This is a genomic window from Amycolatopsis sp. cmx-4-54 (assembly GCF_046548895.1).
GTDB lineage: Bacteria > Actinomycetota > Actinomycetes > Mycobacteriales > Pseudonocardiaceae > Amycolatopsis.
In genome coordinates, this window is record NZ_JAEBEJ010000008.1 from 261,865 (window position 1) to 286,682 (window position 24,818).

Sequence of the window (24,818 nt, forward strand, 5' to 3'; positions counted from 1 at the left end):
TGCCGCCTAGTGGCACGGGAAGGCCAGCAGGTGCCGGCCGTCGTGGACGAACTCGTGGACGTACGAGTTCGCGAACACCGAAACCGCGCCCTGCTCGGCGCTGACGAAGTACAGCGCGATCAGCGAAAGGAGGATGACGAGCACCGCCCAGGGCAGGATCTCGCGGACGGGGATCCGGACGGGGACGGGTACTGCGGCTACCGCTTCGGACATGGCGGTGGGACCTCCTCGGGCTAGCGCGGCCTCTTCAGGGGTGTCACGACGGCTCCGGGTCTGGCTTCCCCGATGGCTCGGGGTCACAGTGGCGCGACCGCGCGGATTCTCACCGCGTTCCGGGTGCCGTCGTCTGGCCGGTCGAGCGTAGGTGGCCACGAAGCGTCCGGTCAATGTGACGGAACCCGATCGGCGCAGGGTCGTGACCCAGCCCCCATCCACCGATCGGTTGATGGGGACTCCACCGTCGCCCGCCGGGATCGTGGCCACGCGGTTGATTCGGCGGACCCCCGTCGCGCGGCATGGTCTTCGTATGGCAATCATCGAGGTGGAAGACCTCGTCAAACGCTACGGCGACCACACCGCGGTCAACGGGGTCGGTTTCGCCGTCGAACAGGGCGAGATCTTCGGCATTCTGGGCCCCAACGGGGCAGGCAAGACCACGACGGTCGAATGCGTCGAGGGGCTGCGCGTCCCGGACGGCGGGACCATCCGGGTCTGCGGGATCGACCCGCGCCGCGAAACCGGCGAGCTGCGACAGCTGCTCGGCGCGCAGCTGCAGGAAAGCGAGCTGCCGGACAAGCTCAAGGTCGGCGAGGCGATGGAGCTGTACGGCTCCTTCTACCGTGAGCCGGCCGACTGGCGGGAACTCCTCGGCATCCTCGACCTGACCGACAAGATCGACACCCAGTTCCGCAGGTTGTCCGGCGGGCAGAAGCAACGGCTGTCGATCGCGCTCGCGCTGATCGGCAACCCGAAGGTCGCGGTGCTCGACGAACTCACCACCGGCCTGGACCCGCAGGCGCGCCGTGACGCGTGGGGCCTGATCGAGCGCGTCCGCGAACGCGGCGTCACGATCCTGCTGGTCACGCATTTCATGGAGGAAGCAGAACGACTGTGCGACCGGCTCGCGGTGATCGACTCCGGCCGTGTCGTCGCGCTCGACACCCCGGCCGGGCTGGTGGCCGGCGTCGACGACCGGCAACGCGTCCGGTTCCGTCCGTCCGCCCCGCTGGACCACTCCGTGCTGACCGCGCTGCCCGAGGTCACCGCGGTCGACCGCGCGGGCGACCAGCTCGTCGTGACCGGCACCGGGAACCTGCTGCTCGCCGTCACCACCGTCCTCGCCCGCCACCAGGTCACCGCGGCCGGCCTGCGGGTCGAGCAGGCGTCGCTGGACGACGCGTTCGTCGCGCTCACCGGCCGCACCATCGACTCCTGAGGAGAACACCATGTCCGCGCTCGCCCGGCTCACCGTCGCCGAGACCAAACTCTTCTTCCGTGAGCCGATGCTCGTGTTCTTCGTGCTCGCGTTTCCCCCGCTCCTGCTCGTCGTCCTCGGCGCGTTCCCCGCGCTGCGAGAACCCAGCGAAGACCTCGGCGGCGCCAGGGCGATCACCCTGTACCTGCCGATCATCGTCACGATGGGCCTTGCCCTGTTCGCGCTCAACAGTGTGACCCAGCTGCTCGCCACCTACCGGGAGAAGGGCGTGCTGCGGCGTATGCGGACCACCCCGGTCAAACCGCACGTCATGCTCGGCGCACAGCTGCTGATGTCCACGATCATGTCCGCGGCGACGATGCTGGTCCTGCTGGCCATCGGCAGGGTGCTGTACGACGTGGGCCTGCCCCGGCAGCTGCCCGCGTACCTGATCGCCTATCTGCTCACGGCGCTGGCGATGTTCGCGATCGGCCTGCTGGTCGCGTCCGTCGCGCCGACCGGCAAGAGCGCGGGCGCGATCGGGACGCTGCTGTTCTTCCCGATCCTGTTCTTCGCCGGTCTCTGGGTGCCGCGCGCCGAGATGAACGACGTCCTGCGGACGATCAGCGACTTCACCCCGCTGGGTGCCGGCGTGCAATCATTACAGGACGCCGCCGCCGGTCACTGGCCGCAACCACTGCAGGTGGCGGTCTTGCTGGGGTGGACGATCGTGGCAGGCGGGCTGGCCGCCCGGTACTTCCGCTGGGAGTGAGACGTGGGCATCGAAGCGGAGCTGCGTGCAGAGTTCGACCGCTGGGAACGGGTCGAAACGAAGGTCTTCAACGTCCTTCCGTACGTCCTGCTGGCGATCGACGTCCTCATCTCGGTGCTGCTGCCGATCTGGCGGGTGCCGGTGCCCCTGCCCGCCGTGCTCGCGCTTTCGGCCGGGATCCTGGCCTGGTCCTTCTGGTTCCACACGCTTCATCCGGAATGGCACCGGAACGGCCCGCTGATGGGCCTGTACTACACGGGGCTGATGGTGCTGACGGGCTGCCTGGTCGCGATCGCGCCGTGGTACGGCCTGTTCGCGTTCATCGGCTACCCGCAGGCGTTCCACTACCTGAAAGGACGCTGGCGGTACGCGGGGGTCGCCGCCACCTCCGCGATTTCGGCGGTGGCGTACCTGGGTGGGCTGAGCGGCATCCAAAACGAGCACATGTGGCCGGCGTGGGCGGCGCTCAGCGTGATCATCACCGTGCTGGCCGGGGCTTTTTCCCGGATCGCCGAGCAGTCGGACCAGCGCAACCTCAAACAGAAGCAGGCGCTCGCCGAGCTGCACGAGGCGAACACCAGGCTGGAAGCGGCGCTGGAGGAGAACGCCGGCCTGCACGCCCAGCTGCTGGTCCAGGCCAGGGAGGCCGGGGTGCTCGACGAGCGGCAGCGGATCGCCAGGGACATCCACGACACCCTGGCCCAAGGCCTGGCAGGCATCCTCACCCAGCTCCAGGCCGCCGAGCAGACCCTGGACGAGCGCCCGGTGCCGCACCGGCACGTGACGAACGCGATGAACCTCGCGAGGGAAAGCCTGACCGAGGCACGCCGGACGGTGCACGCGGTGCAGCCGGAGCCGCTCGCGGAAGGCAGGCTCCAGGACGCGATCGGCGATGTGGCCCGACGCTGGTCGGAGGTGCACCGCATCGAGGCGGTGCTGACCACCACCGGCGACCCGCGGCCGATGCACGCCGATGTCGAGGTGACGCTGCTCCGGGCCGCGCAGGAAGGACTGGCCAACGTGGCCAAGCACGCGAAGGCGGGCCGAGTCGGCCTGACCCTGTCCTACATGGAGGATCTGGTGACGCTCGACGTGCGTGACGACGGGGTGGGCTTCGAGCCCGCTGAGCCCGCCGCCAAGCGCGCCAACGGTTCCGCCGACGGCGGGTTCGGGCTGGCCGGTATGCGGCAGCGCGTGCAGCGCCTCGCCGGCCGCCTCGACATCGAGTCGGAGCCGGGTGGGGGCACCGCCATCTCGGCGTCCGTGCCGGCGATCCCGGCCGGAGCCGAGCGGTGATTTCGCTGCTGATCGTCGACGACCATCCCGTGGTACGGGACGGGCTGCGGGGCATGTTCAGCGCCGATCCGCGCTTCGAGGTCCTCGGTGAGGCCGGGGACGGCGAGGAGGCCATCACCGCCGGGGTGAAGCTCCGGCCCGACGTGATCCTCATGGATCTGCGGATGCCCCGGCTCGACGGCGTCGCCGCCATCGAGGAGCTGGCGAAACGCGGGGTGGCTTCGCGGATCCTCGTGCTCACCACGTACGACACGGACAGCGACGTGCTGCCTGCCATCCAGGCCGGTGCCACCGGCTACCTGCTGAAGGACGCGCCGAGGGAAGAACTGTTCCGCGCGGTGGAGGCGGCCGCGCAGGGGAAGGCGATGCTCGCTCCCTCCGTCGCGACCCGGTTGATGGGGCAGATGCGGCAGCCGACCTCAGGTCCGCTCTCACACCGGGAGCTGGAAGTCCTGGAACTGATCGCCCAGGGTTCGACGAACCGCGAGGCCGCGAAGAGGCTGTTTATCAGCGAAGCGACGGTGAAGACACACCTGCTGCACGTGTACGCGAAACTCGGCGTCAAAGACCGGGCGGCCGCGGTGGCCACGGCGTTCTCCCAGGGGTACCTGACCCCCCGTGGCTGACCGAGCCCTGCCGTCCACGGCGGGGCGCATGCCAAAATCCAGCTATGACTCCAGCGGTGGCGGCACTCGATGTCGGCGGAACGTCCATCAAGGCGGCCCTGTACGACGCGGACCTGAAAGACCTCGCCAGCCTGCGCGAGCCGACGGCGCGCGGAGCGGATGGCGAGGCGCTCGCGGACCAGGTCGCGCGGATCGTCGAAACGCTGGGCAAGCAGGCGGGGACCGGGACGCCGGACGCCGTCGGCGTGGTCATCCCCGGCATCGTCGACGAAATCGGGCGAGTGGCCCGGTTCTCGGCGAACCTCGACTTCCGGAACGTGCCGTTCGGCGAAATGCTCGACAGCAGGCTCGGGCTGCCGTTCGCGTTCGGGCACGACGTCCGCGCGGGCGGGCTCGCGGAGTTCCGCGTCGGCGCGGGCAAGGGCTGCACCGACGCCGCCTTCATCCCGGTCGGCACCGGGATCGCGGCCGCGCTCCAGCTCGACGGGAAGCTGTACGCCGCGGGTGGGCAAGGCGGCGAGATCGGGCATATCGACGTCGGCCACCGGCTGCCGTGCGGATGCGGCGCGACGGGATGTCTCGAGGCGATCTCCTCCGCGTCGGCCATCGCCCGCCGCTACAGCGAGCACACCGGACGGACGGCCGACGGTGCCGAGCAGGTGGTCGACGCCGCCCGGCACGGCGACGAGGCCGCGATCTCCGTGGTCAACGACGCCCTCGAAGGGCTCGGCCACGGCATCAAGACCCTGGTCACCTTGCTCGCGCCCGAAGTCGTCGTCCTCGGCGGCGGCCTGTTCACCGCGGGCGACTACGTCCTCGAACCCGTCCGCGCCTGGCTGGCGGCGAACCTGCAGTTCCAGCGGATGCCCGAACTGCGGATAGCGCAACTCGGCGACGAGGCGGGCAGGCTCGGCGCGGCGCTGCTGGCGCTGGACCGGCTCAGTGGCTGATGGTGAACCCGCGTCCGTGATCGACGTCGGCAGGACGCTGCCTGGTCAGCCACCTGCCGATGGCGGTCAGGGCGTCCTGCCACCGCGATAGCGGGGCCTTCGGCCGAGGCGGGTTCACGCGTTCGGTTCTGATCGCGGATCCGTTCCCGCTTCGCCGATCGGCTCAAGCCGTGACCACCCGCACGCCTTCCTCCTCGAAGGCGTGCACCCGCTCCGGATCCGCGCGGCCATCGGTGACGAGCACGTCGACGTCGGTGGTCGCGCAGATTTTCGCGAAGGCGTGACCGCCGAGTTTCCCGCTGTCGGCGAGCACGACGACCTGCCGGGCACGGGCGGCCATCAGCCGGTTCGTGCTCGCGTCGCCCTCGTGATGTGCCTGCGCGCCGTGCACCGGATCGAAGGCGTCCACCCCGAGGAACACCAGATCCAGGGAGATCTGGTCGAGGAACAGATGCGACAGCGGCCCGGACAGGTCGAACGACTGCTGCCGCGCGACCCCGCCGGTCACCACGATCTTGATATTGGGGCGCACGGCCAGTTCGTGGGCGATGTTGAGCGCGTTCGTCACCACGGTGAGCGACGGCCCGCCGGTCGGCTCGCCCATGTCCGGCCGGGTCGCGAGCGCGCGGCCCACCTCGGTGCTGGTGGTGCCGCCGTTGAGACCGACCACCATGCCGGGGTCGACCATTCTGGCCGCGGCGGCGGAAATCCGTTGCTGTTCGGGCGCGTTGCGCGCCGCCTTGTGCCGCAACGGAAGGTCGTAGGCGACGTTGCTCGCGACGGCGCCGCCGCGGGTGCGCACCACGAGATTGCGACCCGCCAGGTGATCGAGGTCCCGGCGGATCGTCGCGGGAGAGACACCGAGTTCGCCCGCCGAAACCTCGACGTCGACTTTTTCCCGCTCCCCCACCATGTCCAATAAGGCCGTGAGTCGTTCATGCCGATTCATCCCCAGCTCCCTCCCCGAAGCCCGATGTCGCTTACCGCACCGGACAAAGTACTACGCGTCGCGAAAGGGGCGGGTCCGGGACGCCGGGGAGAAAGGGGAAAATGGGCGGGCGCCGGCCACCCCCAGTGTGACCGGCGTCCGCCCGGTGGCCGGCACGCCCAGGACCGGCCCGCTTCGCAGGCTATCTGCGCCGACTCCGGATCGATATCGGATTTACGCCCGTTCCGGTGACGTTCAGCGGATATTCGCCGCCTGATCAGCCCTTTCCGCCGAGGCCGCGCAGGAAGGCGAGCGACGGCATGAAGAAATAGTCGCCGCCCTTCAGCGTCACCGCCTGCGGGATCGGATCCGCGGTCACCGTGTGCGTGCCCGCCCATTCCGAGGTGTAGACGGATTCCGGCCGCGGGCCCTGGCCGATGACCGGATCGAGGCCCGGGGGCTTGACCCCGACGGGCGGGATCGGGAACCCTGGGTTGTTCGACCAGGTCGCCTGGGTGAACTCGAACTGGTTGCCCAGCACCGAATTGAACGCCATGAACAGCAGTCCGACGCCGCCGCTCGGCCGGGCCGACGGCGGCAGATCGGCGTTCGGGTCGTCGGCTCGTTCGCCGTAGGGCACGCCCCGTCGCGCCATCAGGTGCAGTCGTTCTTCCGGCGGCAGTTCCGCGCCTCCGCTGCCGCGCGGGTTCGTCTTCCGGATGTGGGCCTGGAAGGGGCATTTGGCGCCGGCGGCGTCACTTCCGTAGTCGAAGTTGTTCGGTACCGGACTTTCCGCACCCTCTTCCCGTTGCGCGGTCAGCGGGGTGCCGTCTTCGAAACGGCCGACGATCATCGCGCCCGCCCGTTCCCGGTCTTCGCCGACGAGACCCAATTGATCCGCCAGAACCTCCTCCGACTGCTTGAACCGCCGCACATTCTGTTCCAGTTTGCGGAAAACGAAGTAACTGCCGAAATGCACCCCGGGATCGGGGGCGGCGTGATCCGGCACGAGCACCTGGTTCAGCGGTGCGGCCGGATCCCAGACACTGATCCCGTCCGTTTCCGTCTTTTCCGCGTGGATGTCCTCGACCAGGAACAGCGGCTGGCTCCGGCCGTCGACGTAGCCGAAATGCTCGATTCCGTCGCCGTTGGCGTTCACCCGGCCGAATCCGGTTTCCTCGGCGACGACCGAAACCGTCGGCGGAATCAGTGCCAGAACCTCGTTCCGGCGCGCGGTCATCGGAGCGTCCTCGGCGTCGCCGATGATGACGACCGCGTGGATCTCGTCGTGGTATCCGCCGTCGAACGTGGAGCGCGGCGGGTCGTTCAGCTTCTCGCGGGTCTCCTGCGCGCGCATGCCGAGACGGAACGATTCGTCTTGCGGCACCTCGATTTCCAGGAATCGGTAGCCCGCCGCGGTCAGCCCGGTGCCGACGTAGGGCGAGCCCTTCACCCCCTCGGTCTTGAAGCGTTCGACCTCGGTCAGGTGGGTTTTCGCGGACTTCATCAGCGGGACGAGCGACGCGAGGAACTTCATCGCGCCCGGTGCCTCCGAAAACCGGAGGAACAGTGCGGAAAAATGATCGCGAGCGTGTGCTTTGACGATGTTCGGCTGTAGTTCTTCGAGCATCTTCGCGGCGTCGCCGGTCGCGGTCTTCCATTCCAAGGGCATGGTCAGATCGACGGACATGGCAAGGAACCCCCTCCTTGAGAACCCCGACCGGCGACTTCGCCGCCAGTGCGGGTCTTATCCCTTGATACAACCGATACCGAAAGCTCGCTGTCATCACCCGCAAGTACACTCTTCCGGCGGTTCTTTCACTCGAAAGGACCAGTGCGCCGATTACACCCCGCGTTTAGTCCTCTGCTTGCGGTGGTTGCACGCGCAACTACGGGCTGCCCCCACCGCAGAGCCGCTGACGCGCTTTTCGTCCTGAACGACCCCTCATGACATCCGGGGGCCCGCTCTCCCGCCGCGAACTCGGGCCGCGCGGGAGCGGTTGCGAAAGCCACTTTCGCAACCTTCAACGTTGCGAAAGTGGCTTTCGCAACGGCCTTCCCTCGCCGAACCCGACACCGCGTCCCCAAGTACATGAAGGCCCCCTTCCTTGCGCCAGGCGCAAGGAAGGGGGCCTTCATGTACTTCAGGAAGTCGCCTAGGTGAGGGGCCGGTCGGTCGGCGCGATCGGGGCGGGCAGCACGTCCCGCCCGGTGAGGAACGCGTCCACCCCGGCCGCGGCGGAGCGGCCTTCGGCGATCGCCCACACGATGAGCGACTGGCCGCGGCCCATGTCGCCCGCCACGAACACGTTGTCGACGCTGGTCTTGAAGGATTTGTCGCGGGCGACGTTGCCGCGCTGGTCCAGTTCGACGTCGAGCGACTCCAGCAGGCCTTCCCGCTCCGGGCCGACGAAGCCCATGGCGAGCAGCACCAGCTGCGCGGGCAGTTCGCGTTCCGATCCGGGAACCGGGACGAACTTGCCGCCCTCGTTGCGCACCTCGACCAGCTTCAGCGCGCGCACGCGCCCGTCGGCGTCGGCGGCGAAACTTTGGGTGTTGACCGAGTACAGCCGCTCGCCGCCCTCTTCGTGCGCGGACGAGACGCGGTAGATCATCGGATACGTCGGCCACGGATGCGCGTCGGACCGCGAAAGCGGCGGCTTCGGCATGATCTCCAGCTGCGTCACCGACTTCGCGCCCTGGCGGTGCGAGGTCCCGACGCAGTCCGCGCCGGTGTCGCCGCCGCCGATGACCACGACGTCGAGGCCCTCGGCGCTGATCGGCGAGACGTCCAGCTCGCCGGCGGCGACCCGGTTGGCGTGTGGCAGGAACTCCATCGCCTGGTGGATACCGGCGTGCTCGCGGCCGGGGATCGGCAGATCGCGCCACGCGGTCGCCCCGCCGGCGAGGACCACCGCGTCGTAGGAGGACTTGAGTTCCTCGACGGTGAGGTCGACGCCGACGTTCACCGAGGTCCGGAACTCCGTGCCCTCGGCCCGCATCTGGTCGAGGCGCCGGTCGAGGCGGTGCTTCTCCATCTTGAATTCGGGGATGCCGTAGCGCAGCAGCCCGCCGATCTTGTCGGCCCGCTCGAAGACCACGACGCTGTGGCCCGCGCGCGTGAGCTGCTGCGCCGCGGCGAGTCCCGACGGGCCGGACCCGACCACCGCCACCTTCTTGCCGGTCTTGACGACCGGCATTTCCGGCGTGACCCAGCCTTCTTCGAAGGCCCGGTCGATGATCGAGATCTCGACCCGCTTGATGGTGACGGGATCGTCGTTGATCCCGAGCACACACGCCGTCTCGCACGGCGCCGGGCAGAGGGTCCCGGTGAACTCCGGGAAATTGTTGGTCGCGTGCAGCCGCTCGGCCGCGTCGCGCCAATCGTCACGCCAGGTCAGCGTGTTCCACTCGGGAATGAGGTTCCCGAGCGGGCAGCCCTGGTGACAGAACGGGATGCCGCAGTCCATGCAGCGTCCGGCCTGCTTCTGCAACTTCGACGTCGCGAAGTCCTCGTACACCTCGCGCCAGTCCATCAGGCGCAGGTCGACGGGACGGCTCTTGGGCGTCTCGCGAGTGGTGGTCAGAAAGCCCTTGGGGTCAGCCATGTGCGGCCTCCATGATCGCCTCGTTCACGTCACGCCCGTCACGCTCGGCTTCAGCCTGAGCCGCGAGCACGCGCTTGTAGTCCTTCGGCATGACCTTGCCGAACCGGTCGACGGCGGCGTCCCAGTCGGCGAGCAGCGCACGCGCGACCGCGGACTCCGTTTCGTCGTAATGCTTTTCGAGCGTCTCGCGCAGGAAGTCCACATCGGACGAATCCAGCGGGTCGACGTCGACCATCTCCGGGTTGATCCGGTGCGCGGGCAGGTCCAGCACGTAGGCGACGCCGCCCGACATACCGGCCGCGAAGTTGCGGCCGACGCCGCCGAGCACGACGACACGGCCACCGGTCATGTACTCGCAGCCGTGGTCGCCGACGCCTTCGACGACGGCCAGCGCGCCCGAGTTGCGCACGCAGAACCGCTCGCCGACCTTGCCGCGGATGAAGATCTCGCCGCTGGTCGCGCCGTAGCCGATCACGTTGCCCGCGATGATGTGCTCTTCGGCGTTGTACCGCGCCACCTCGGGCGGCCGCACGATGAGCCGTCCACCGGAGAGGCCCTTGCCGACGTAGTCGTTGCCGTCGCCGTAGAGCCGCAGCGTGATGCCCTTGGGCACGAACGCGCCGAACGACTGACCGGCGGTCCCGGTGAAGGTGACGTCGATCGTGTTGTCCGGCAGTCCTTCGCCGCCCCACCGCTTGGTGAGCTCGTGGCCGAGCATGGTGCCGACGGTCCGGTTCACGTTGCGGACCGGCAGTTCCAGCCGCACCTTGTCCCCGGACGACAGCGCGCCCTCGGCGAGCTGGATCAGCGTGTTGTCGAGCGCCTTCTCCAGCCCGTGGTCCTGCACCGTCTGCTGGTGCCGCAGTCCGGCCGGGGCCATGTCGGGCACGTGGAAGATCGGCGAAAGGTCGAGCCCGGCGGCCTTCCAGTGATCGATCGCCTTGCGCTTGTCGAGCATCTCCGCGTGGCCGACGGCCTCGGCGATGGACCGGAAACCCAGCTCCGCCAGGTACTCCCGGACCTCCTGGGCGATGAACTCGAAGAAGTTCACGACGTACTCGGCCTTGCCGCTGAACTTCTCGCGCAGCTTGGGGTTCTGCGTCGCGACGCCGACCGGGCAGGTGTCGAGGTGACACACCCGCATCATGATGCAACCGGACACCACCAGCGGCGCGGTCGCGAAACCGAACTCCTCGGCGCCGAGCAGCGCGGCGATGACGACGTCACGGCCGGTCTTGAGCTGGCCGTCGGTCTGCACGACGATCCGGTCGCGCAGCCGGTTGGCCAGCAGCGTCTGCTGCGTCTCGGCGAGCCCGAGTTCCCACGGGCCGCCCGCGTGCTTGATCGACGACAGCGGGGAAGCGCCCGTGCCGCCGTCGTGCCCGGAGATGAGCACGACGTCCGCGTGTGCCTTGGACACACCGGCCGCGACCGTGCCGACACCGACCTCGGACACGAGCTTCACGTGGATCCGCGCGGCCGGGTTGGCGTTCTTGAGGTCGTGGATCAGCTGGGCGAGATCTTCGATCGAGTAGATGTCGTGGTGCGGCGGCGGCGAAATCAGCCCGACACCCGCCGTGGAGTGCCGCGTCTTCGCGATCCACGGGTACACCTTCGCGCCGGGCAGCTGGCCGCCCTCGCCGGGCTTCGCGCCCTGCGCCATCTTGATCTGGATGTCGTCGGCGTTGACCAGGTATTCGCTCGTGACCCCGAACCGGCCGCTCGCGACCTGCTTGACCGCGCTGCGGCGTTCGGGGTCGTAGAGCCGTTCCGGATCCTCGCCGCCCTCACCGGTGTTCGACTTGCCGCCGAGCCGGTTCATCGCGATGGCAAGGGTTTCGTGCATCTCCGCCGAAATCGAGCCGTAGGAGATCGCGCCGGTGGCGAACCGCTTGACGATCTCGGAGACCGGTTCGACCTCCTCGATCGGCACGGCGGGCCGCTGCCCGACCTTGAAGTCGAACAGCCCGCGCAGCGTGTACAGCTTCTGCGCCTGGTCGTCGACGGACTTCGTGTACTCCTTGAAGACCTCGTACTTCCCGGCACGGGTGGAGTGCTGCAGCTTGAACACCGTCTGCGGGTTGAACAGATGCGGCTCGCCCTCGCGGCGCCACTGGTAGTCCGAGCCGGTCTCCAGCTCGCGGTGGTTCGCGCGGAAACCGTCACGCGGGAACGCCCGGCGGTGCCGCTCGGCGACCTCCAGCGCGAGCGTGTCGAAGCCGACGCCGCCGAGCCGGGAAGTGGTGCCGGTGAAGCAGTTCTGGATGACCTCGTCGCCGAGACCGACCGCCTCGAAGATCTGCGCGCCGGTGTAGGAGGCCACTGTGGACACTCCCATCTTCGACATCGTCTTGCGGACGCCCTTGCCCAGCGCCTTGATCAGGTTCGCGGTCGCCTGCTTCGCGGTGACGCCGGGGATCAGGCCCTGATCGGCCATCTCCTCGACGGTCGCCATCGCCAGATACGGGTTGACCGCCGCGACGCCGTAGCCGATCAGCAGCGCGATGTGGTGCACCTCGCGCGCGTCGCCCGCCTCGACGATGAGGCCGACCTGCGTGCGGGTCTTCTCGCGCACCAGGTGGTGGTGCACCGCGCCGGTGAGCAGGAGCGACGGGATCCCCGCGTGGTCCTCGTCGATACCGCGGTCGGACAGCACGATCAGCCGCGCGCCCTCGGCGATGGCCGCGGACACCTCGGCCCGGATCTCGTCGAGCCGCCGCACAAGCGCCTCACCGCCACCGTGGACGTCGTAGGTGCCGTGCACGGTGACCGCCTGGAACTCCGGCAGGTCGCCGTCGTCGTTGACGTGCACGAGTTTCGCGAACTCGTCGTTGTCCAGCACGGGGAACGGCAGCACGATCCGGCGGCACGACTTCGCGCCGGCCTCCAGGAGATTCGGCTCCGCGCCCAGCTGGGTGCCCAGGGAGGTGACCAGTTCCTCGCGGATCGCGTCCAGCGGCGGGTTGGTCACCTGCGCGAAGAGCTGGATGAAGTAGTCGAAGATCAGCCGCGGGCGGCTGGACAGCGACGCGATGGGGGAGTCGTTGCCCATCGAGCCGATCGGCTCCGCACCGGTGCGGGCCATCGGCTGGAGCAGGACGTCGAGTTCCTCTTCGGTGTAGCCGAAAGCCTGCTGACGGCGCACGAGCGCCGCGTGCGGCGGGATCTCGCGCTCACGCTCGGGCAACCCGTCGAGCGGAAGCAGCCCGTCCTCGACCCATTCGTCGTACGGGTGCTCGGTGGCGAGGTCGTTCTTGATCTCCTCGTCCTCGACGATCCGGCCGGCGGCCGTGTCCACGAGGAACATGCGGCCGGGCTCCAACCGTCCTTTCCGGACGATCGTCGACTGCTCCAGCTCCAGCACGCCGACCTCACTGGCGAGGACGACGAGGCCGTCTTCGGTCACCCAGTACCGGGCGGGGCGCAGGCCGTTGCGGTCGAGCACCGCGCCGATCTGGGTGCCGTCGGTGAAGGAGACCAGCGCGGGGCCGTCCCACGGCTCCATCAGCGTCGAGTGGAACTCGTAGAACGCGCGGCGCGCGGGATCCATCTCCTGATGGTTCTCCCAGGCCTCCGGGATCATCATCAGCACGGCGTGCGGCAGCGGCCGTCCGCCGAGGTGAAGCAACTCCAGGACCTCGTCGAAGGACGCCGAGTCGCTCGCGCCGCGGGTGATGATCGGATAGATCCGCTTGAGATCACCGGGGATCAGGTCGGATTCGAGCAGCGCCTCGCGCGCGTCCATCCAGTTCCGGTTGCCGCGCAGGGTGTTGATCTCGCCGTTGTGGGCGACGTACCGGTACGGGTGCGCCAGCGGCCACGACGGGAAGGTGTTGGTGGAGAAGCGGGAGTGCACCAGGCCGATGGCGCTGGTGACGCGCTCGTCGGTAAGGTCGGCGAAGAACTTCTCGACCTGCGGCTCGGTGAGCATTCCTTTGTAGACGATCGTGCGGGAGGACAGGCTGGGGAAATAGACGTCGTCCTCGACGAGCGCGTGCTCGGCGCGTTTGCGCACGACGAAGGCGGCGCGTTCCAGCGCCAGGCCCTCCAGGGCGTCGTTCCCGGCCAGGAACAGCTGGCTGAAATGCGGCATGGTCTCGGCCGCGCCGGTGCCGACGTGTTCGGTGTGGACGGGAAGGTCGCGCCAGCCGAGGACGCGCATGCCCTCTTCGGCGGCGACGCGTTCGATGGTCGTCATCGCCCGGCCGCGGGCGTTTTCGTCCTGCGGAAGGAAAGCCGTGCCGACGGCGTAGGCGCCGGGCGCGGGAAGGGCGAAGCCGACGACCTCGCGATAGAACTCGTCGGGGACCTGGATGAGGATCCCGGCGCCGTCGCCGGTCTCCGGGTCGGCGCCGCGGGCCCCGCGATGTTCCAGGTTCCGCAGCGCGATCAGCGCTTTGGCGACGATGCCGTGATCGCGTTTACCGGAGAGATCGGCGACGAACGCGACACCGCAGGCGTCGTGCTCGAACTCCGGGTCGTACAGGCCTTCGGGGGCCTTGCTGCCCTTGTTGCTGGCATGGTGGGTCACGGCTGGCCGCCTCCCAAGGCGTCGGCGCGACCGGTACCACTCCGTTCGGGTGGTTCGTGCGTGAACCAGTTAACGGAGTGGTCCGGGACCGCGATGGTCAGTCGAGAGGGAACGATCCCGCCCGCGGAAACGGGGGCAGGCCTCGTAGAGCCGCACTGCACTGGGCGGCCGATGCGCATATCGGTACTGCTGTGCACGTGGATGCCGTCTGGCCACTGTGGTGGGCGGCTGACGGGTACACGTGTTACTCCCGGGTTCGCCGGTCTTATGACGATAGTGTGAAATCGCTGTTATCGACATACGTCGCTTGGTCGGGGTGGGAAATGCCACGCGGGCGTTGACTTCACCCGTCATCTGCCCACTGGCTGGAATGAGACGTCCACTGAGTGGAGCATCAGTGCGCTGACCTGCGCTTCTGCATGGCCTGCTAGGCCAGAAGTGTGACCTGGGTCGCGCAGGAGAGTGGGGTTCGCCGGTGTCGCGGTGACCGCGGGTGACCGTCGAATCGCCCGAACGGCAGAGCGTCCCGCCCGGTTTGAGAGGCTTGGCCGATGGCGGATCGTTATCTCACCGTGGCGGGCACCGGGGTCCACGAGATCGAAATCCGGCGGTCGCGCTTCCTTTGCGCGCTCGCACCGGTCACCTCGGAGGACGCCGCCCGCTCGCTGATCGCGGGCCGCCGGAAGGCCGAACCCTCGGCCCGGCACCACTGTCACGCGTTCGTGTTGGGCGCCGAAGGGCGACTCGGCCCCACGGATTCTCGGCGGGAAAGAGTGCCTCGAATCGAGCGTTCCAGCGACGACGGCGAGCCCGCGGGCACGGCGGGCACCCCGATGCTCGAGGTGCTCCGCCGCCGCGAGCTGACCGACACCGTCGCGGTGGTGACCCGGTACTTCGGCGGGGTGCTGCTCGGCGCCGGCGGCCTGATCCGCGCGTACGGGCAGGCCGTCTCGGAGGCCGTCGACGTCATCGGCGTCCGGGAGTACCGGCGGCTGCGGCTCGTGGAGGTCGTCGTCGACTACGACCGGGCCGGACGGCTGGAGAACGACATCCGCTCGTCGCCGTACCTCCTGCACGCGACCCGCTTCGAAGACGTCGCGCACTTCGACGTCGGACTCGCGCCGGACCAGGGTCCCGCGTTCCACGCCTGGCTCGCCGACCTCACCGGCGGGGAGGCCCTGGCCGAGGAAATCGGCGAGACGTGGCTGCCCACCCCGTGACCAGACGCGTCACTCACGTGATCAGAGCCTTCAATCACGTGAGTTACGCCTTCAATCACGCGAGTTACGGGTGGGAGCGGGTCTGCCACTCCTCCAGGGTGATGGCGTACTCGACCTCGCCCTCCTCCGTGCCGGGGATCGGGTTGTCGAAGTGCTCGTGAAAGGTCCGGACGTACCGCATCCCGATCTTCTCCATGACCCGCCGCGACCCCAGGTTCACCGCCATCGTCGCCGCCCAGATCCGCCGGGCCCCGAATTCGGTGAACCCCTTCTCCAGGATCGCCAGCGAACCTTCGGTCGCGTACCCCTTGCCCCAGGAAGACCGGTTCAGCCGGTAGCCCAGCTCGGGATCGTCGGTGTGATGACCGCGCAACGGGCGGAAATGGAACCAGCCCAGGAAATCCCCGCTCGATTTCTCGATCGCCGCCCAGAACCCGTAACCGGGGAAACGCTCGTAGTAACCGAGAAAGGCGGGAAGGTCGTGGGTTTCGATCTCCGCGCGGTCGGCGGGCTTGCCCCCATTGAGGTAACGCATGACCTCCGGGTCGTCGTAGAGCGCGAACAGGTGGTCGACGTCGGCGTCGGTGAACTGTCGCAGCAGGAGCCGCTCGGTCGCCAGGAAAGCACGCATCGGCAAAGCGTGGCGCCGGAGAGGCCGCTCGGCAACCCGTTTTACGCGGCCGCCCCAGGGCCGGCGAACTCGTCCAGCGCCGCCGCTCCGGCCTCGGTGAGCAGGGCGGGCACGCGTTCGCCCCACCGGCCGTCCCTGGCGGGCGCCACCAGGCCCAGATGGGCGAGGCGATGCGCGGTGTGCTGGTCGCAGCAGGCGAGGCCGTCGACGAACAGGTCCGGCTCGCGGCTGCAGCTGATCTCGGCGTGGCCCTCGGCCACGGCTCTGAGGGTGGCCCGCTCACGATGGTTGAGGTCCGTCCGAAGGTCCATGGCGTGCCTCCTTTCCGTCCCGCACTGAACAGTCAAACCCATACCCCCGACAGTTTCCGTCTCCTTGAATGCGAAGTCCGGGATTTCGGGCGGACTGAAGGGCGGCGAGTCGTCCACTAAGGGGTTTCACCCGGTATTCGCGGCGGAAGCGGTTCCAGTTCGGTCTTGCGCAGATGCCGGAAAATGATCGAACTGCGGAAACCGATGATCTCCTTGCGCTTCGCCAATCGATCCACCAGGAATGCGTGGAGCTGATCGACGTCCTGCGCGGCGACGTGGATCAGGAAATCATCACTGCCGGCGGTGACGAAGACCGAAAGGACTTCCGGCAATTCCGCGACCGAACGCTGGAAGGAGTCGATCACCTCCCGGCTCAAGGGCCGCACCTGCGCCGAGACCATCGCCTGGACGCCGCGGTTGAGGCTGCGCAGGTCGATGTCGGCGTGATACCCGCGGATGACGCCGCGCTCCCGCAGCAGCCGTGTGCGTTCCAGGCAGGTCGACGGCGCGACGCCGACCTTCCGGGCGATGTCGCGGTTCGACTGCCGCGCATCCGCCTGGAGTTCCCGGATGATCGCCGAATCAAGTTCGTCCACGTCCACTCCTTCACCCTGTCTGCCGAATATCGTTCGGTGTAGTCCCCGAAAGCCTGCGCGTCAGCCTAACTTCAGCGCAATTAGCCGACTAAATGCGTGAGAGGAAGCGAGATGTCCGTACAGGAGTTGGTCGTCCGGAGAGGACGGCGGTCCGGAGTGACCACGATGGTCGCCGTGCATTCGAGCACGCTCGGCCCGGCCGTCGGCGGCTGCCGGTTCAAGGTCTATCCGCGGATCCACGACGCCATCGACGACGTTCTGCGGCTGTCCGCGGCGATGACGCGCAAATGCGCGGTCGCGGGCCTGGACTTCGGCGGCGGCAAGAGTGTCGTCGCTCTCGACGCCGTGCCGACCGCCGAGCAACGGCGCGAGATCCTGCTCGACCACGCCGACCTCATCGCGTCACTCGACGGTGCGTATCTCGCCGGCCCGGACGTCGGAACCGGCCCGGCGGACATGCTCGTGCTGCGCGAGCGGACCCCGCACGTGTTCTGCCTCCCCGAGGAGCACGGCGGGACCGGTTCGTCGAGCGGGCCGACCGCCGTCGGCGTCCTCGCCGCCCTGCGCGCGGGCGCGCGGGCCGTCTTCGGTGACGGCGAGATGCACGGCCGCAAGGTGGTCATCAGCGGATACGGCTCGGTCGGCGCCCAGCTGGCCGCGGGATTGGCCGGGCAGGGGGCGGAGGTCGTCGTGTCCGATGTGGACGAACGACGCCTCGCGGCGGCCCGCGAACAAGGCCTGCCCCTGGTCCGACCGGACAAAGTGCTCGGCATCGAGGCCGACGTCCTGATCCCGGCCGCGGTCGGCGGCGTTTTCGGGCCGGGAACCGAGGTCAACACGCCGCTCGTGGTCGGCCCGGCCAACAACCAGCTCACCGACGACACCGACGACACAGTGGCGGCGAACCTCGCCGCCAGGGGAGTCCTGTGGATCCCCGATTTCGTCGCGAGCGCCGGGGGAGTCGTCTACACGCTCGGCAGGGAAGCCCAAAATCTCACCCACGAACAGGCGCTGGACCGCGTCGAAGCCCTGGAGGAGACCACGCGAAGGATCCTCGACGCCGCTTCGGCCAACGGCACCACGCCGTTGGCCGAAGCGAACGCACTCGCCGAAGCGAGACTCACTTCTGGTGCGGAGCCACGTACTCCTTCGCCTCGGGAGCCTCGAACAGCGGCTTGACGTAGCGGACCCCGCCCTCGGCCGACGCGTCCGGTGTCGCCGCGTACACCTGGCGTGTCGCCGGGGTGCCCGCCTTGGAGAAGTCCAGTGCCGCGACCAGGTCACCCGTGCTCGCCGACGTCGTCTGCTTCAGCGCCGCGGCGATGCCGTCCCGGGTCAGGTCCTTGTTCTCACAGGCCTTCTTCAGCACCGTGCCCCAGACCTCGCCGACCGCGTAGCCGTAGGGGATCCCGCCGTTCGGGGTCTCCTTGTACGCCGCCTTGTACTTCGCCGCGACGTCCTTGGCCTTGGGGATGTCGGCGGAGAACGGCACGCTGCTGGCGACGATCGTCAGCTTGTCCAGCGCGTTCGCCGCCGGGCTCTTCAGCAGTACGGGATCGAACACCGGGTTGTTGCCGAGCACGGGGACGTTCAGCCCGAGCGCCTTGTTCGCCGCGAGGGCCGAACCGGTCTGCGCCGGCGTGGTGGTCAGGACGATGGCCTTGACACCGTCGCCCTTGAGCCCGGTGACGATGTTGGTGAGGTCGTTGTCCGTGGAGGTCACCTTGACCTCCTTGACCGTCAGATTGTGCTTCTTCGCGTAGAACTGCGAGCCGCGCAGGCCGTTCTTGCCGTACTCGCCGTCGATGTAGACATGCCCGATCGTGTCGCCGTCCTTCACCAGGCCCTGTTCCTGGAAGTACGACAGCCCGTCGATGATCTCCAGGTCGTACGTCGTCCCGACGATCATCACGTACTGGTTGTCGAGCAGTTCCGAAGACCATGACGCGGGCGCGGCGACGGTCTTGTCCGACGCGATGTTCTGCTTCAGCGCGGCCACCACGGGCGAGCCGAGCAACTGCACGAAGCCGAGGACCTTCGGTTCGATCTGCGGATACAGCGTCTTCGCCGTGTCCGCCTTGTAGCCGTGGTCGACGGTCTCGAGTTTGACCTGACGGCCGCAGGCCCCGCCCGCGGCGTTGAAGTCCTTGGCCCACAACTCGTTCCCCTGCGTGATGCCGAGCCCGAGGTTCTTGAACACCCCGGTCTTGTCGGTCATCACGCCGAGGGTGATCTCCGACGCCGTCACTCCTTTGCCGGTCTTGACGCCCGAACCGTCCGCCCCCGAGGACCCCGAGTCGCCCGCCTTCGTGCTGCACGCCGAGAGGGCGAGGACCGCCGCCAGCGCGACGGCCGGATATGTGCGCTTCATTTGTGTTGCTCCTCCGGGAGATGAGGTTTCCTTGCTGACGTGATGCGGCGGCCGATCGCGGCGAGCCCACCCGGTTCGAAGAGCACCACGAGGATGATCGCGGCGCCGTAGACGAACGAGCTGACCAGGATCGGGGTCAGTGCGCCGTCGCCGGTTCCGGAGAACCAGCCCAGATCGGCGGAGTACAGCGAAAGCACCTGCGGCAGCCCGTTGACGATCAGCGCGCCCACCAGCGCGCCGGGCACCGAGCCGAGTCCCCCGATGATCACCATGGCCAGGAAGGCGATCGAGATGTTGATGCCGTACGTGCCGAATTCGCTCTCGTCGGGTTTGAGGATGTCGAACCACAGCACGGTCATCGCACCCGCCAGCCCCGCGTACGCCGACGAGACGGCGAACGCGCCGGCCTTGGCGCGCGTGACGCTGACGCCCATCACGGACGCGGCGGCCTCGTTGTCCCGCACCGCGCGCCACGACCGGCCGACCCGGCCGCGCACCGCCGCCTTGGCGACCACGAACGCGAGCACGGTCAGCAGCAGGAACAGGTACCACAGCCGTTCCGCCTGCCGGATCGGCACGCCCATCAGTTCGATTTCGGGGCCGCCGTTGGTGAACGGGAAACCGAACAGCGAGAACGGCTCGGGGCTGCGGCCGGTCGACGTACCACCGGTCAGGGTCTCGGCCGACTGTCCTAAATAGAGCCCGAGGAACACCAGCGAAAGCGACGCGACACCGAGGTAGATCCCGCGCAGCCGTCCGGAAACCGGCGCGAACGCCAGTCCGAGCAGCGCGGCGACGACCACCGCGCCGACCAGTGAGAGACCGGGATCGAGGCCGAGCCCGAACACGCGCTCGTCGTCGACCGGTCCGGAAAGGACGGTGTACCCGGTCGCGCCCGCCAGCAGGAAGAACGCGTGCGCCAGGGACAACTGCCCGGCCTGCCCGACCAGCATGGTCAGCCCGATCGCGCCGACCCCGCCGATCATCATGTACTGCCCGGCCTTCAGCCAGGCGGCGTCGAGGTACAAGGGGATCGCGAGCAGGACGACCAGCAACGCGATCCAGGCCAGCGCCTTGAGCAGCCGTCCCCGATCGCGTTTCGCGGGCGGCGTCGGCGGGGCGGCGGGTGGGGCTTTCACGGCGGTGTCAGACACGTGTGCTCTCCCTCGTCCCGAACAACCCCGACGGCCGTACCACCAGGACCACGAGCATCACCAGGAAGACCGCGCTCTTGGAGAAGTCGAACGACACGTACTGCGCGGAAAGCGCCTCGACCAGCCCGACGACCAGGCCGCCCACCACCGCGCCCGCCGTCGAGTCCAGCCCGCCGAGGATGGCCGCGGGGAACGCCGCGAGCGCGATGGAGTGCGTGCCGCGGGACAGGCCCGCGCCGGAGAAGTCCTGCGTGGCGATGAAGAGCACCGCCACCCCGGCGAGCACCCCGGCGACCACCCACGCCGTCGCCGTCACCCGGGAACTGCGGATACCCATCAGCGCGGCGGCTTCGCGGTTCTCGGCCTGCGCTCGCATCGCGACGCCCCAATTGGAGTACTTGAACGCCAACGTGAACGCGGTGATCAGCACGGCGGCGACGAGCAGCGCCACCAGATGCGTGCGGAACAGGGTGATCCCGCCGATCCGGAAGGGCTGCGCGTCCCAGGCGTCGCCGAGGAACGGCAGCGTGACACCGAGGCGCCGCACGATCTCCTCGGTGATGATCACGTCCACGCCGATCGTCAGCAACGCCAGGCTGTTCGCGTCCGCGTGCCGTGAGCGGGACAACAGGAACCGTTCCAGCAGCAGCGCGAGCAGACCGGCCGAGACGATGCCGACCAGCGAGGCGCCCGCCCAGCCGAGCGATTCGCGGGTCACGACGACCAGGTAGCCGCCGAAGAGCGCGAGCGAGCCGTGCGCGAAGTTGACCACTTCGGTGGCCTTGAAGATGATCACGAAACCCAGCGCCAGCAACGCGAACACCGCGCCCTTGCCGAGTCCGTTCACCACGAGTTGCAGAAAAGTGTTCACGCCGTGGCCTCCGTGCCGAGATATGCCCTGATCACGTCCGGATCCGACTGGATCTCGGCCGGTGTGCCGTCGGCGATACGCCTGCCGAAGTCCAGGACGGTGACCCGGTCCGCGATGCCCATCACCAGCCCCATGTCGTGTTCCACCAGCAGGATCGAGATGCCGAGCTCGTCACGGACGTCGCGGATCGTCCCGGCCAGTTCGGCGGTCTCGGTGGCGTTCATGCCCGCCGCGGGTTCGTCGAGCAGCAGCAGGACCGGTTCGACGGCGAGCGCGCGGGCGAGGTCGACGCGTTTCACGGCGCCGTAGGGCAGCGCGCCGACCGGGAGATCCATCAGCGCGCCGATGCCGAGGAAGTCGCAGATCTCCTTGACCCGCGCGGAATGCCGTCGTTCGGCGCGGACCGTCCACGGCAGCCGGAGCCCGCAGGCGAGGAAGCCGCCCTTGGTCAGCGCGTGCCGTCCGAGCATGACGTTGTCGAGCACGGTCGAGCCGGGGGAGAGGGCGGCGTTCTGGAACGACCGGCCGACGCCGAGGCCGGCCAGCCGGTGCGGCGGAAGTCCGGAAAGGACGGCGTCGCCGAGCCGGACACGGCCGGTGTTCGCGCGGTAGAGCCCGCTGATCACGTTGAAACAGCTGGACTTGCCGGCGCCGTTCGGCCCGATGAGCGCGTGCAGCGATCCGGAATCGACGGTGAAGGAGACGTCGTCGAGCGCCCTGATCCCGCCGAAGCGCAGGGTCACGTTCTCGACGTGCAGTTCGGGAGGCGTCATCCGGCCCACCTCGACAGGCTCCGGCCCGCGAGCTGCTTGCGGGCGTCGGCGGCTTCGGCCTCGGCGGTGGCCTGCGATTCGGCGTGGCCGCCGAGGTAGAGCCGCTGGACCTCTTCGCTCGCCGCGAGTTCGGCCGTCGTCCCGGCGAGCGCGACCCGGCCCACCTCCAGGACGATCGCGTGATCGGCGACGCGCAACGCCATCACGGCGTTCTGCTCGACCAGCACCACGGCGGTGCCCTGTTCGTGGATCTCGCGGATGATGGCGCCGATCTGCTCGACGATCTTCGGCGCGAGACCGAGCGAGGGTTCGTCGAGCAGCAGGAGCCGCGGGCCGGACATCAGCGCGCGGCCGATCGCGAGCATCTGCTGCTCGCCGCCGGAGAGCAGGCCCGCGCGTTGTCTGGCCCGTTCGGACAGGACCGGGAAGAGCTCGTCGACGCGTTTGCGGGCGGCGGCGCGCTGCTCGGGGGAGCGGGCGCCGATCCCGCCCGCGCGCAGGTTCTCCTCGACCGTCATCCGCGCGAAGACCTGGCGGCCCTCGGGGACACCGACCACGCCGAGACCGACGATGCGGGCCGGGTCCAGTTTGGTCAGTGGTTTGCCGTCGTAGCGCACTTCGCCGGCGGAAATCGCGCCGCGGTGCATACGCAGCGTGCCGGAGACCGTACGCAGCAGGGTCGATTTCCCGGCACCGTTGCTGCCGAGGACGGCCAGCACTCCATCAGGTGAAACGTCGAGGTCGACCCCGTGCAGTGCGGCCACCGATCGGCCGTACCGCACCTGAAGATCACGGACACTCAGCAAGCCGCCTCCTCCATCCGTGTGACCCGAGTCACGATCGGTGGCGGTCATCCTGCGTGGGCACCCTCCGCCGCGTTACCCCCACCTGGAGACCCACACGGCTACAAAACGGACACAGCGCATTTCGTCCTCTGAATGCGGTCCTTGTGCGCGCAACCACGAAACGCGGGCTTAGAGGAGGCCGGCCTCGGACGCTTTGCCGATGGCCTCGACGCGGTTCCGGGCGCCGAGTTTATGCAGGGCGGACTGCAGGTAGGTCTTCACCGTGTTCCGCGCCAGGCCGGTCGATTCCGCGATCTCCGGATTCGTCTGTCCCTGCGCCGCCAACCGCAGGACCTCGTACTCGCGCCGCGTCAGGCCGCTGCGGGCCAGCGCGTCGGACCGCTGGCCGTCGTCGGGGAAGATTCGCGGATCGACGACGCGCTCACCCTTGAGCACCTGCCGCAGCGCCGCCACCAGATCCGTTCCGGCGACGTCCTTGAGCAGGCAACCGTGCGCCCCGGAGTCCAGCGCGGCCCGGACGCCCTGATGGTCGCCGTGCGCGGTGAACACCACGATCCGTCCGGCCGGGTGCACGTGCCGGAGCTCGGCGATGACCTCGGGCGCGAGCATGTCCGGCAACCGCAGGTCCAGCAGGATCAGCGCCGGTTTCAGCTCACCCGCCCGCCGGACCGCGGACCGGCCGGTCTCGGCCGAGCCGACCACGGTCATCGCCGGGTCGTAGCGCAGCAGCAGGCTCACCCCGTCGCGGACCACCGGATGGTCGTCCACGACGAGGACCGTCACCGGCGACGGCACGGTTCCGGCACCCAGGCGCGCAGCGTGCACCCGTCGTCCTCGTCGCGGACCAGGCTGACCCGGCCGCCGAGCCGTGCGGCGCGTTCGGCCAGCGCGCGCAGCCCCATCCCGGTCCCCGGCTCGGGTTCCTCATCTCCGGAGCGATGCCCGGTCCCGTCGTCGGCGACGACCACCTGCACGCCGTCCTCGCTGGGCAGCAGGCTGACCACGACGGACAGCGCTTCGGCGTGTTTCTCCACGTTGAGCAGGCCTTCCCGGACGGCCGCCACCAGCAGGCCGGTGCGTTCGGCGTCCAGCCGAGGCACCGGGGCGAGCTGGACGAACCGCGCCGGGACGCCGCAGCGGGCCTGGAACGAGCGGCAGTGCTCGGCCAGCTCCACCGGCAGCGCGCGTTCCGGGCTCGACTCCGACAACGCCAGCAGCGACTCGCGCAGCGCCCTCGACGCGGCCGACACGTCACCCTCCAGCCGCCGCAGCCGCGATTCGAGCGCCGGGTTGTCGCTGATGTCCTCGTGCAGGTTCCGGACCTGGACGCCGATGGAGAACAGCAGCGCGCCGACCGAATCGTGCAGCGCGCTCTGCATGCGGAGCCGCTCGGAGGACAGCGCGGTCTCACGGTCGGCTTCGGCGACCGACGCCAGTTTCAGCGCCCGGCCTGCCTCGGTGGCGATGTCTTCGAGGGACTGGACCGCGTCGTCGCCGAAGTCGCGCCGCTCGCGCATGGCGGCGTACGCGATGGCGACCGTCTCGGTCCCGCTGACGATCGGGACGGCGATCATCGCGGCGAGGCCCTCACCTCGCACCTGCGCGTCGAACTGGTGGGTGATGCTCGGCGAGTTGACGTAGTCGTTGACCCTCACCGGCTTGCCCAGCGCGAGCACCCGTCCGCCGATGCCCTGGCCGATGGGCACGGCGAGGTCCTGCAGCGCGTCCGTGCGCGTGCCCGACATCCAGCGGATCACCGCCTGTTCGGGCCCGGTCAGCTCGGCCACGAAGCCGGAATGCGTGCCGATCGACTCGCGGATCAGGCGCGCGGTGCCGTTGAGCGCCGCGACCCGGTCGAGGGTGGCGAGCAGCTCTTCGCGCTCGCGAAGAAGCCCGCCGAGCACCGCGCTGTGCTCGGCGGCGAGGTCTTCCGCGGCGTGCCGTCTCGCCGTCACGCGCT

General features: G+C 69.0%; 22 protein-coding genes. 7 read left to right on the plus strand and 15 right to left on the minus strand.

The window, feature by feature from the left end; genetic code table 11:
- Window positions 1–6 precede the first annotated feature (6 nt).
- Window positions 7–213 carry a CbtB domain-containing protein gene (locus tag ACLJQ7_RS26480; RefSeq protein ID WP_020634341.1) on the minus strand — a complete coding sequence of 69 codons (207 nt, stop codon included), beginning with the start codon at window positions 211–213 and terminating at the stop codon, window positions 7–9.
- 313 nt (window positions 214–526) lie between these two features.
- On the opposite strand from ACLJQ7_RS26480, the gene ACLJQ7_RS26485 reads away from it, so the two are divergent.
- The 5 genes from ACLJQ7_RS26485 to ACLJQ7_RS26505 are packed head-to-tail and all read left to right on the plus strand — an operon-like array spanning window position 527 to window position 5,058.
- On the plus strand, window positions 527–1,435 hold the full coding sequence (locus ACLJQ7_RS26485; RefSeq protein ID WP_410650862.1) for an ABC transporter ATP-binding protein: 909 nt from the start codon (window positions 527–529) through the stop codon (window positions 1,433–1,435).
- 10 nt (window positions 1,436–1,445) lie between these two features.
- Window positions 1,446–2,186, plus strand: a complete 741-nt coding sequence (locus tag ACLJQ7_RS26490; protein WP_410650863.1) for an ABC transporter permease — start codon at window positions 1,446–1,448, stop codon at window positions 2,184–2,186.
- Between the two features lie 3 nt (window positions 2,187–2,189).
- Window positions 2,190–3,482 carry a sensor histidine kinase gene (locus tag ACLJQ7_RS26495; protein ID WP_410650864.1) on the plus strand — a complete coding sequence of 431 codons (1,293 nt, stop codon included), beginning with the start codon at window positions 2,190–2,192 and terminating at the stop codon, window positions 3,480–3,482.
- Window positions 3,479–4,108, plus strand: a complete 630-nt coding sequence (locus ACLJQ7_RS26500) for a response regulator (RefSeq protein ID WP_410650865.1) — start codon at window positions 3,479–3,481, stop codon at window positions 4,106–4,108. Before ACLJQ7_RS26495 ends, ACLJQ7_RS26500 begins: the two co-directional genes overlap by 4 nt.
- A 56-nt stretch (window positions 4,109–4,164) precedes the next feature.
- The gene (locus tag ACLJQ7_RS26505) at window positions 4,165–5,058 is read left to right on the plus strand and encodes an ROK family protein (RefSeq protein ID WP_410650989.1); all 894 of its coding nucleotides are present in this window, start codon (window positions 4,165–4,167) and stop codon (window positions 5,056–5,058) included.
- Between the two features lie 163 nt (window positions 5,059–5,221).
- Here ACLJQ7_RS26505 and ACLJQ7_RS26510 read toward each other — a convergent pair whose 3' ends face one another.
- The 4 genes from ACLJQ7_RS26510 to gltB all read right to left on the minus strand — a co-directional run bounded on the left by ACLJQ7_RS26510 (window position 5,222) and on the right by gltB (window position 14,125).
- Window positions 5,222–6,007 (minus strand): DeoR/GlpR family DNA-binding transcription regulator, encoded by a 786-nt coding sequence (locus ACLJQ7_RS26510; protein ID WP_410650866.1) that lies wholly within the window; start codon window positions 6,005–6,007, stop codon window positions 5,222–5,224.
- Window positions 6,008–6,263: 256 nt separating this feature from the next.
- Window positions 6,264–7,676 (minus strand): Dyp-type peroxidase, encoded by a 1,413-nt coding sequence (locus ACLJQ7_RS26515; protein WP_410650867.1) that lies wholly within the window; start codon window positions 7,674–7,676, stop codon window positions 6,264–6,266.
- 466 nt (window positions 7,677–8,142) lie between these two features.
- Window positions 8,143–9,594: a glutamate synthase subunit beta gene (locus tag ACLJQ7_RS26520; RefSeq protein WP_410650868.1), complete on the minus strand. Its 1,452-nt coding sequence runs from the start codon at window positions 9,592–9,594 to the stop codon at window positions 8,143–8,145.
- On the minus strand, window positions 9,587–14,125 hold the full coding sequence (gltB, locus tag ACLJQ7_RS26525) for a glutamate synthase large subunit (RefSeq protein WP_410650869.1): 4,539 nt from the start codon (window positions 14,123–14,125) through the stop codon (window positions 9,587–9,589). The genes ACLJQ7_RS26520 and gltB overlap by 8 nt, the downstream gene beginning before the upstream one ends.
- Window positions 14,126–14,676: 551 nt before the next feature.
- On the opposite strand from gltB, the gene ACLJQ7_RS26530 reads away from it, so the two are divergent.
- Entirely contained in the window at window positions 14,677–15,345 is a 669-nt protein-coding gene (locus ACLJQ7_RS26530; RefSeq protein WP_410650870.1) for a YigZ family protein, read from the plus strand.
- 64 nt (window positions 15,346–15,409) lie between these two features.
- Here ACLJQ7_RS26530 and ACLJQ7_RS26535 read toward each other — a convergent pair whose 3' ends face one another.
- The 3 genes from ACLJQ7_RS26535 to ACLJQ7_RS26545 all read right to left on the minus strand — a co-directional run bounded on the left by ACLJQ7_RS26535 (window position 15,410) and on the right by ACLJQ7_RS26545 (window position 16,883).
- Entirely contained in the window at window positions 15,410–15,976 is a 567-nt protein-coding gene (locus ACLJQ7_RS26535; protein WP_410650871.1) for a GNAT family N-acetyltransferase, read from the minus strand.
- A gap of 41 nt (window positions 15,977–16,017) precedes the next feature.
- On the minus strand, window positions 16,018–16,287 hold the full coding sequence (locus ACLJQ7_RS26540) for a hypothetical protein (protein WP_410650872.1): 270 nt from the start codon (window positions 16,285–16,287) through the stop codon (window positions 16,018–16,020).
- Window positions 16,288–16,403: 116 nt separating this feature from the next.
- Window positions 16,404–16,883 (minus strand): Lrp/AsnC family transcriptional regulator, encoded by a 480-nt coding sequence (locus ACLJQ7_RS26545; protein ID WP_410650873.1) that lies wholly within the window; start codon window positions 16,881–16,883, stop codon window positions 16,404–16,406.
- Window positions 16,884–16,994: 111 nt separating this feature from the next.
- Between ACLJQ7_RS26545 and ACLJQ7_RS26550 the strand changes: the two genes are divergently transcribed.
- Window positions 16,995–18,062, plus strand: coding sequence for a Glu/Leu/Phe/Val dehydrogenase dimerization domain-containing protein (locus tag ACLJQ7_RS26550; RefSeq protein ID WP_410650874.1), 1,068 nt, complete (start codon window positions 16,995–16,997; stop codon window positions 18,060–18,062).
- Here the strand turns inward: ACLJQ7_RS26550 and ACLJQ7_RS26555 are convergent.
- The 7 genes from ACLJQ7_RS26555 to ACLJQ7_RS26585 all read right to left on the minus strand — a co-directional run bounded on the left by ACLJQ7_RS26555 (window position 18,004) and on the right by ACLJQ7_RS26585 (window position 24,813).
- Complete coding sequence (locus ACLJQ7_RS26555) at window positions 18,004–19,254, minus strand: ABC transporter substrate-binding protein (RefSeq protein ID WP_410650875.1); 1,251 nt, start codon at window positions 19,252–19,254, stop codon at window positions 18,004–18,006. The genes ACLJQ7_RS26550 and ACLJQ7_RS26555 overlap by 59 nt on opposite strands.
- Entirely contained in the window at window positions 19,251–20,408 is a 1,158-nt protein-coding gene (locus ACLJQ7_RS26560; protein WP_410650876.1) for a branched-chain amino acid ABC transporter permease, read from the minus strand. Before ACLJQ7_RS26560 ends, ACLJQ7_RS26555 begins: the two co-directional genes overlap by 4 nt.
- Window positions 20,401–21,279 carry a branched-chain amino acid ABC transporter permease gene (locus tag ACLJQ7_RS26565; RefSeq protein WP_410650877.1) on the minus strand — a complete coding sequence of 293 codons (879 nt, stop codon included), beginning with the start codon at window positions 21,277–21,279 and terminating at the stop codon, window positions 20,401–20,403. Before ACLJQ7_RS26565 ends, ACLJQ7_RS26560 begins: the two co-directional genes overlap by 8 nt.
- Entirely contained in the window at window positions 21,276–22,052 is a 777-nt protein-coding gene (locus tag ACLJQ7_RS26570; RefSeq protein WP_410650878.1) for an ABC transporter ATP-binding protein, read from the minus strand. Before ACLJQ7_RS26570 ends, ACLJQ7_RS26565 begins: the two co-directional genes overlap by 4 nt.
- Window positions 22,049–22,858 carry an ABC transporter ATP-binding protein gene (locus ACLJQ7_RS26575; RefSeq protein ID WP_410650879.1) on the minus strand — a complete coding sequence of 270 codons (810 nt, stop codon included), beginning with the start codon at window positions 22,856–22,858 and terminating at the stop codon, window positions 22,049–22,051. Before ACLJQ7_RS26575 ends, ACLJQ7_RS26570 begins: the two co-directional genes overlap by 4 nt.
- Before the next feature lie 168 nt (window positions 22,859–23,026).
- Window positions 23,027–23,683 (minus strand): response regulator, encoded by a 657-nt coding sequence (locus ACLJQ7_RS26580; protein ID WP_410650880.1) that lies wholly within the window; start codon window positions 23,681–23,683, stop codon window positions 23,027–23,029.
- Window positions 23,638–24,813 carry a GAF domain-containing protein gene (locus tag ACLJQ7_RS26585; protein WP_410650881.1) on the minus strand — a complete coding sequence of 392 codons (1,176 nt, stop codon included), beginning with the start codon at window positions 24,811–24,813 and terminating at the stop codon, window positions 23,638–23,640. Before ACLJQ7_RS26585 ends, ACLJQ7_RS26580 begins: the two co-directional genes overlap by 46 nt.
- Window positions 24,814–24,818 lie beyond the last annotated feature (5 nt).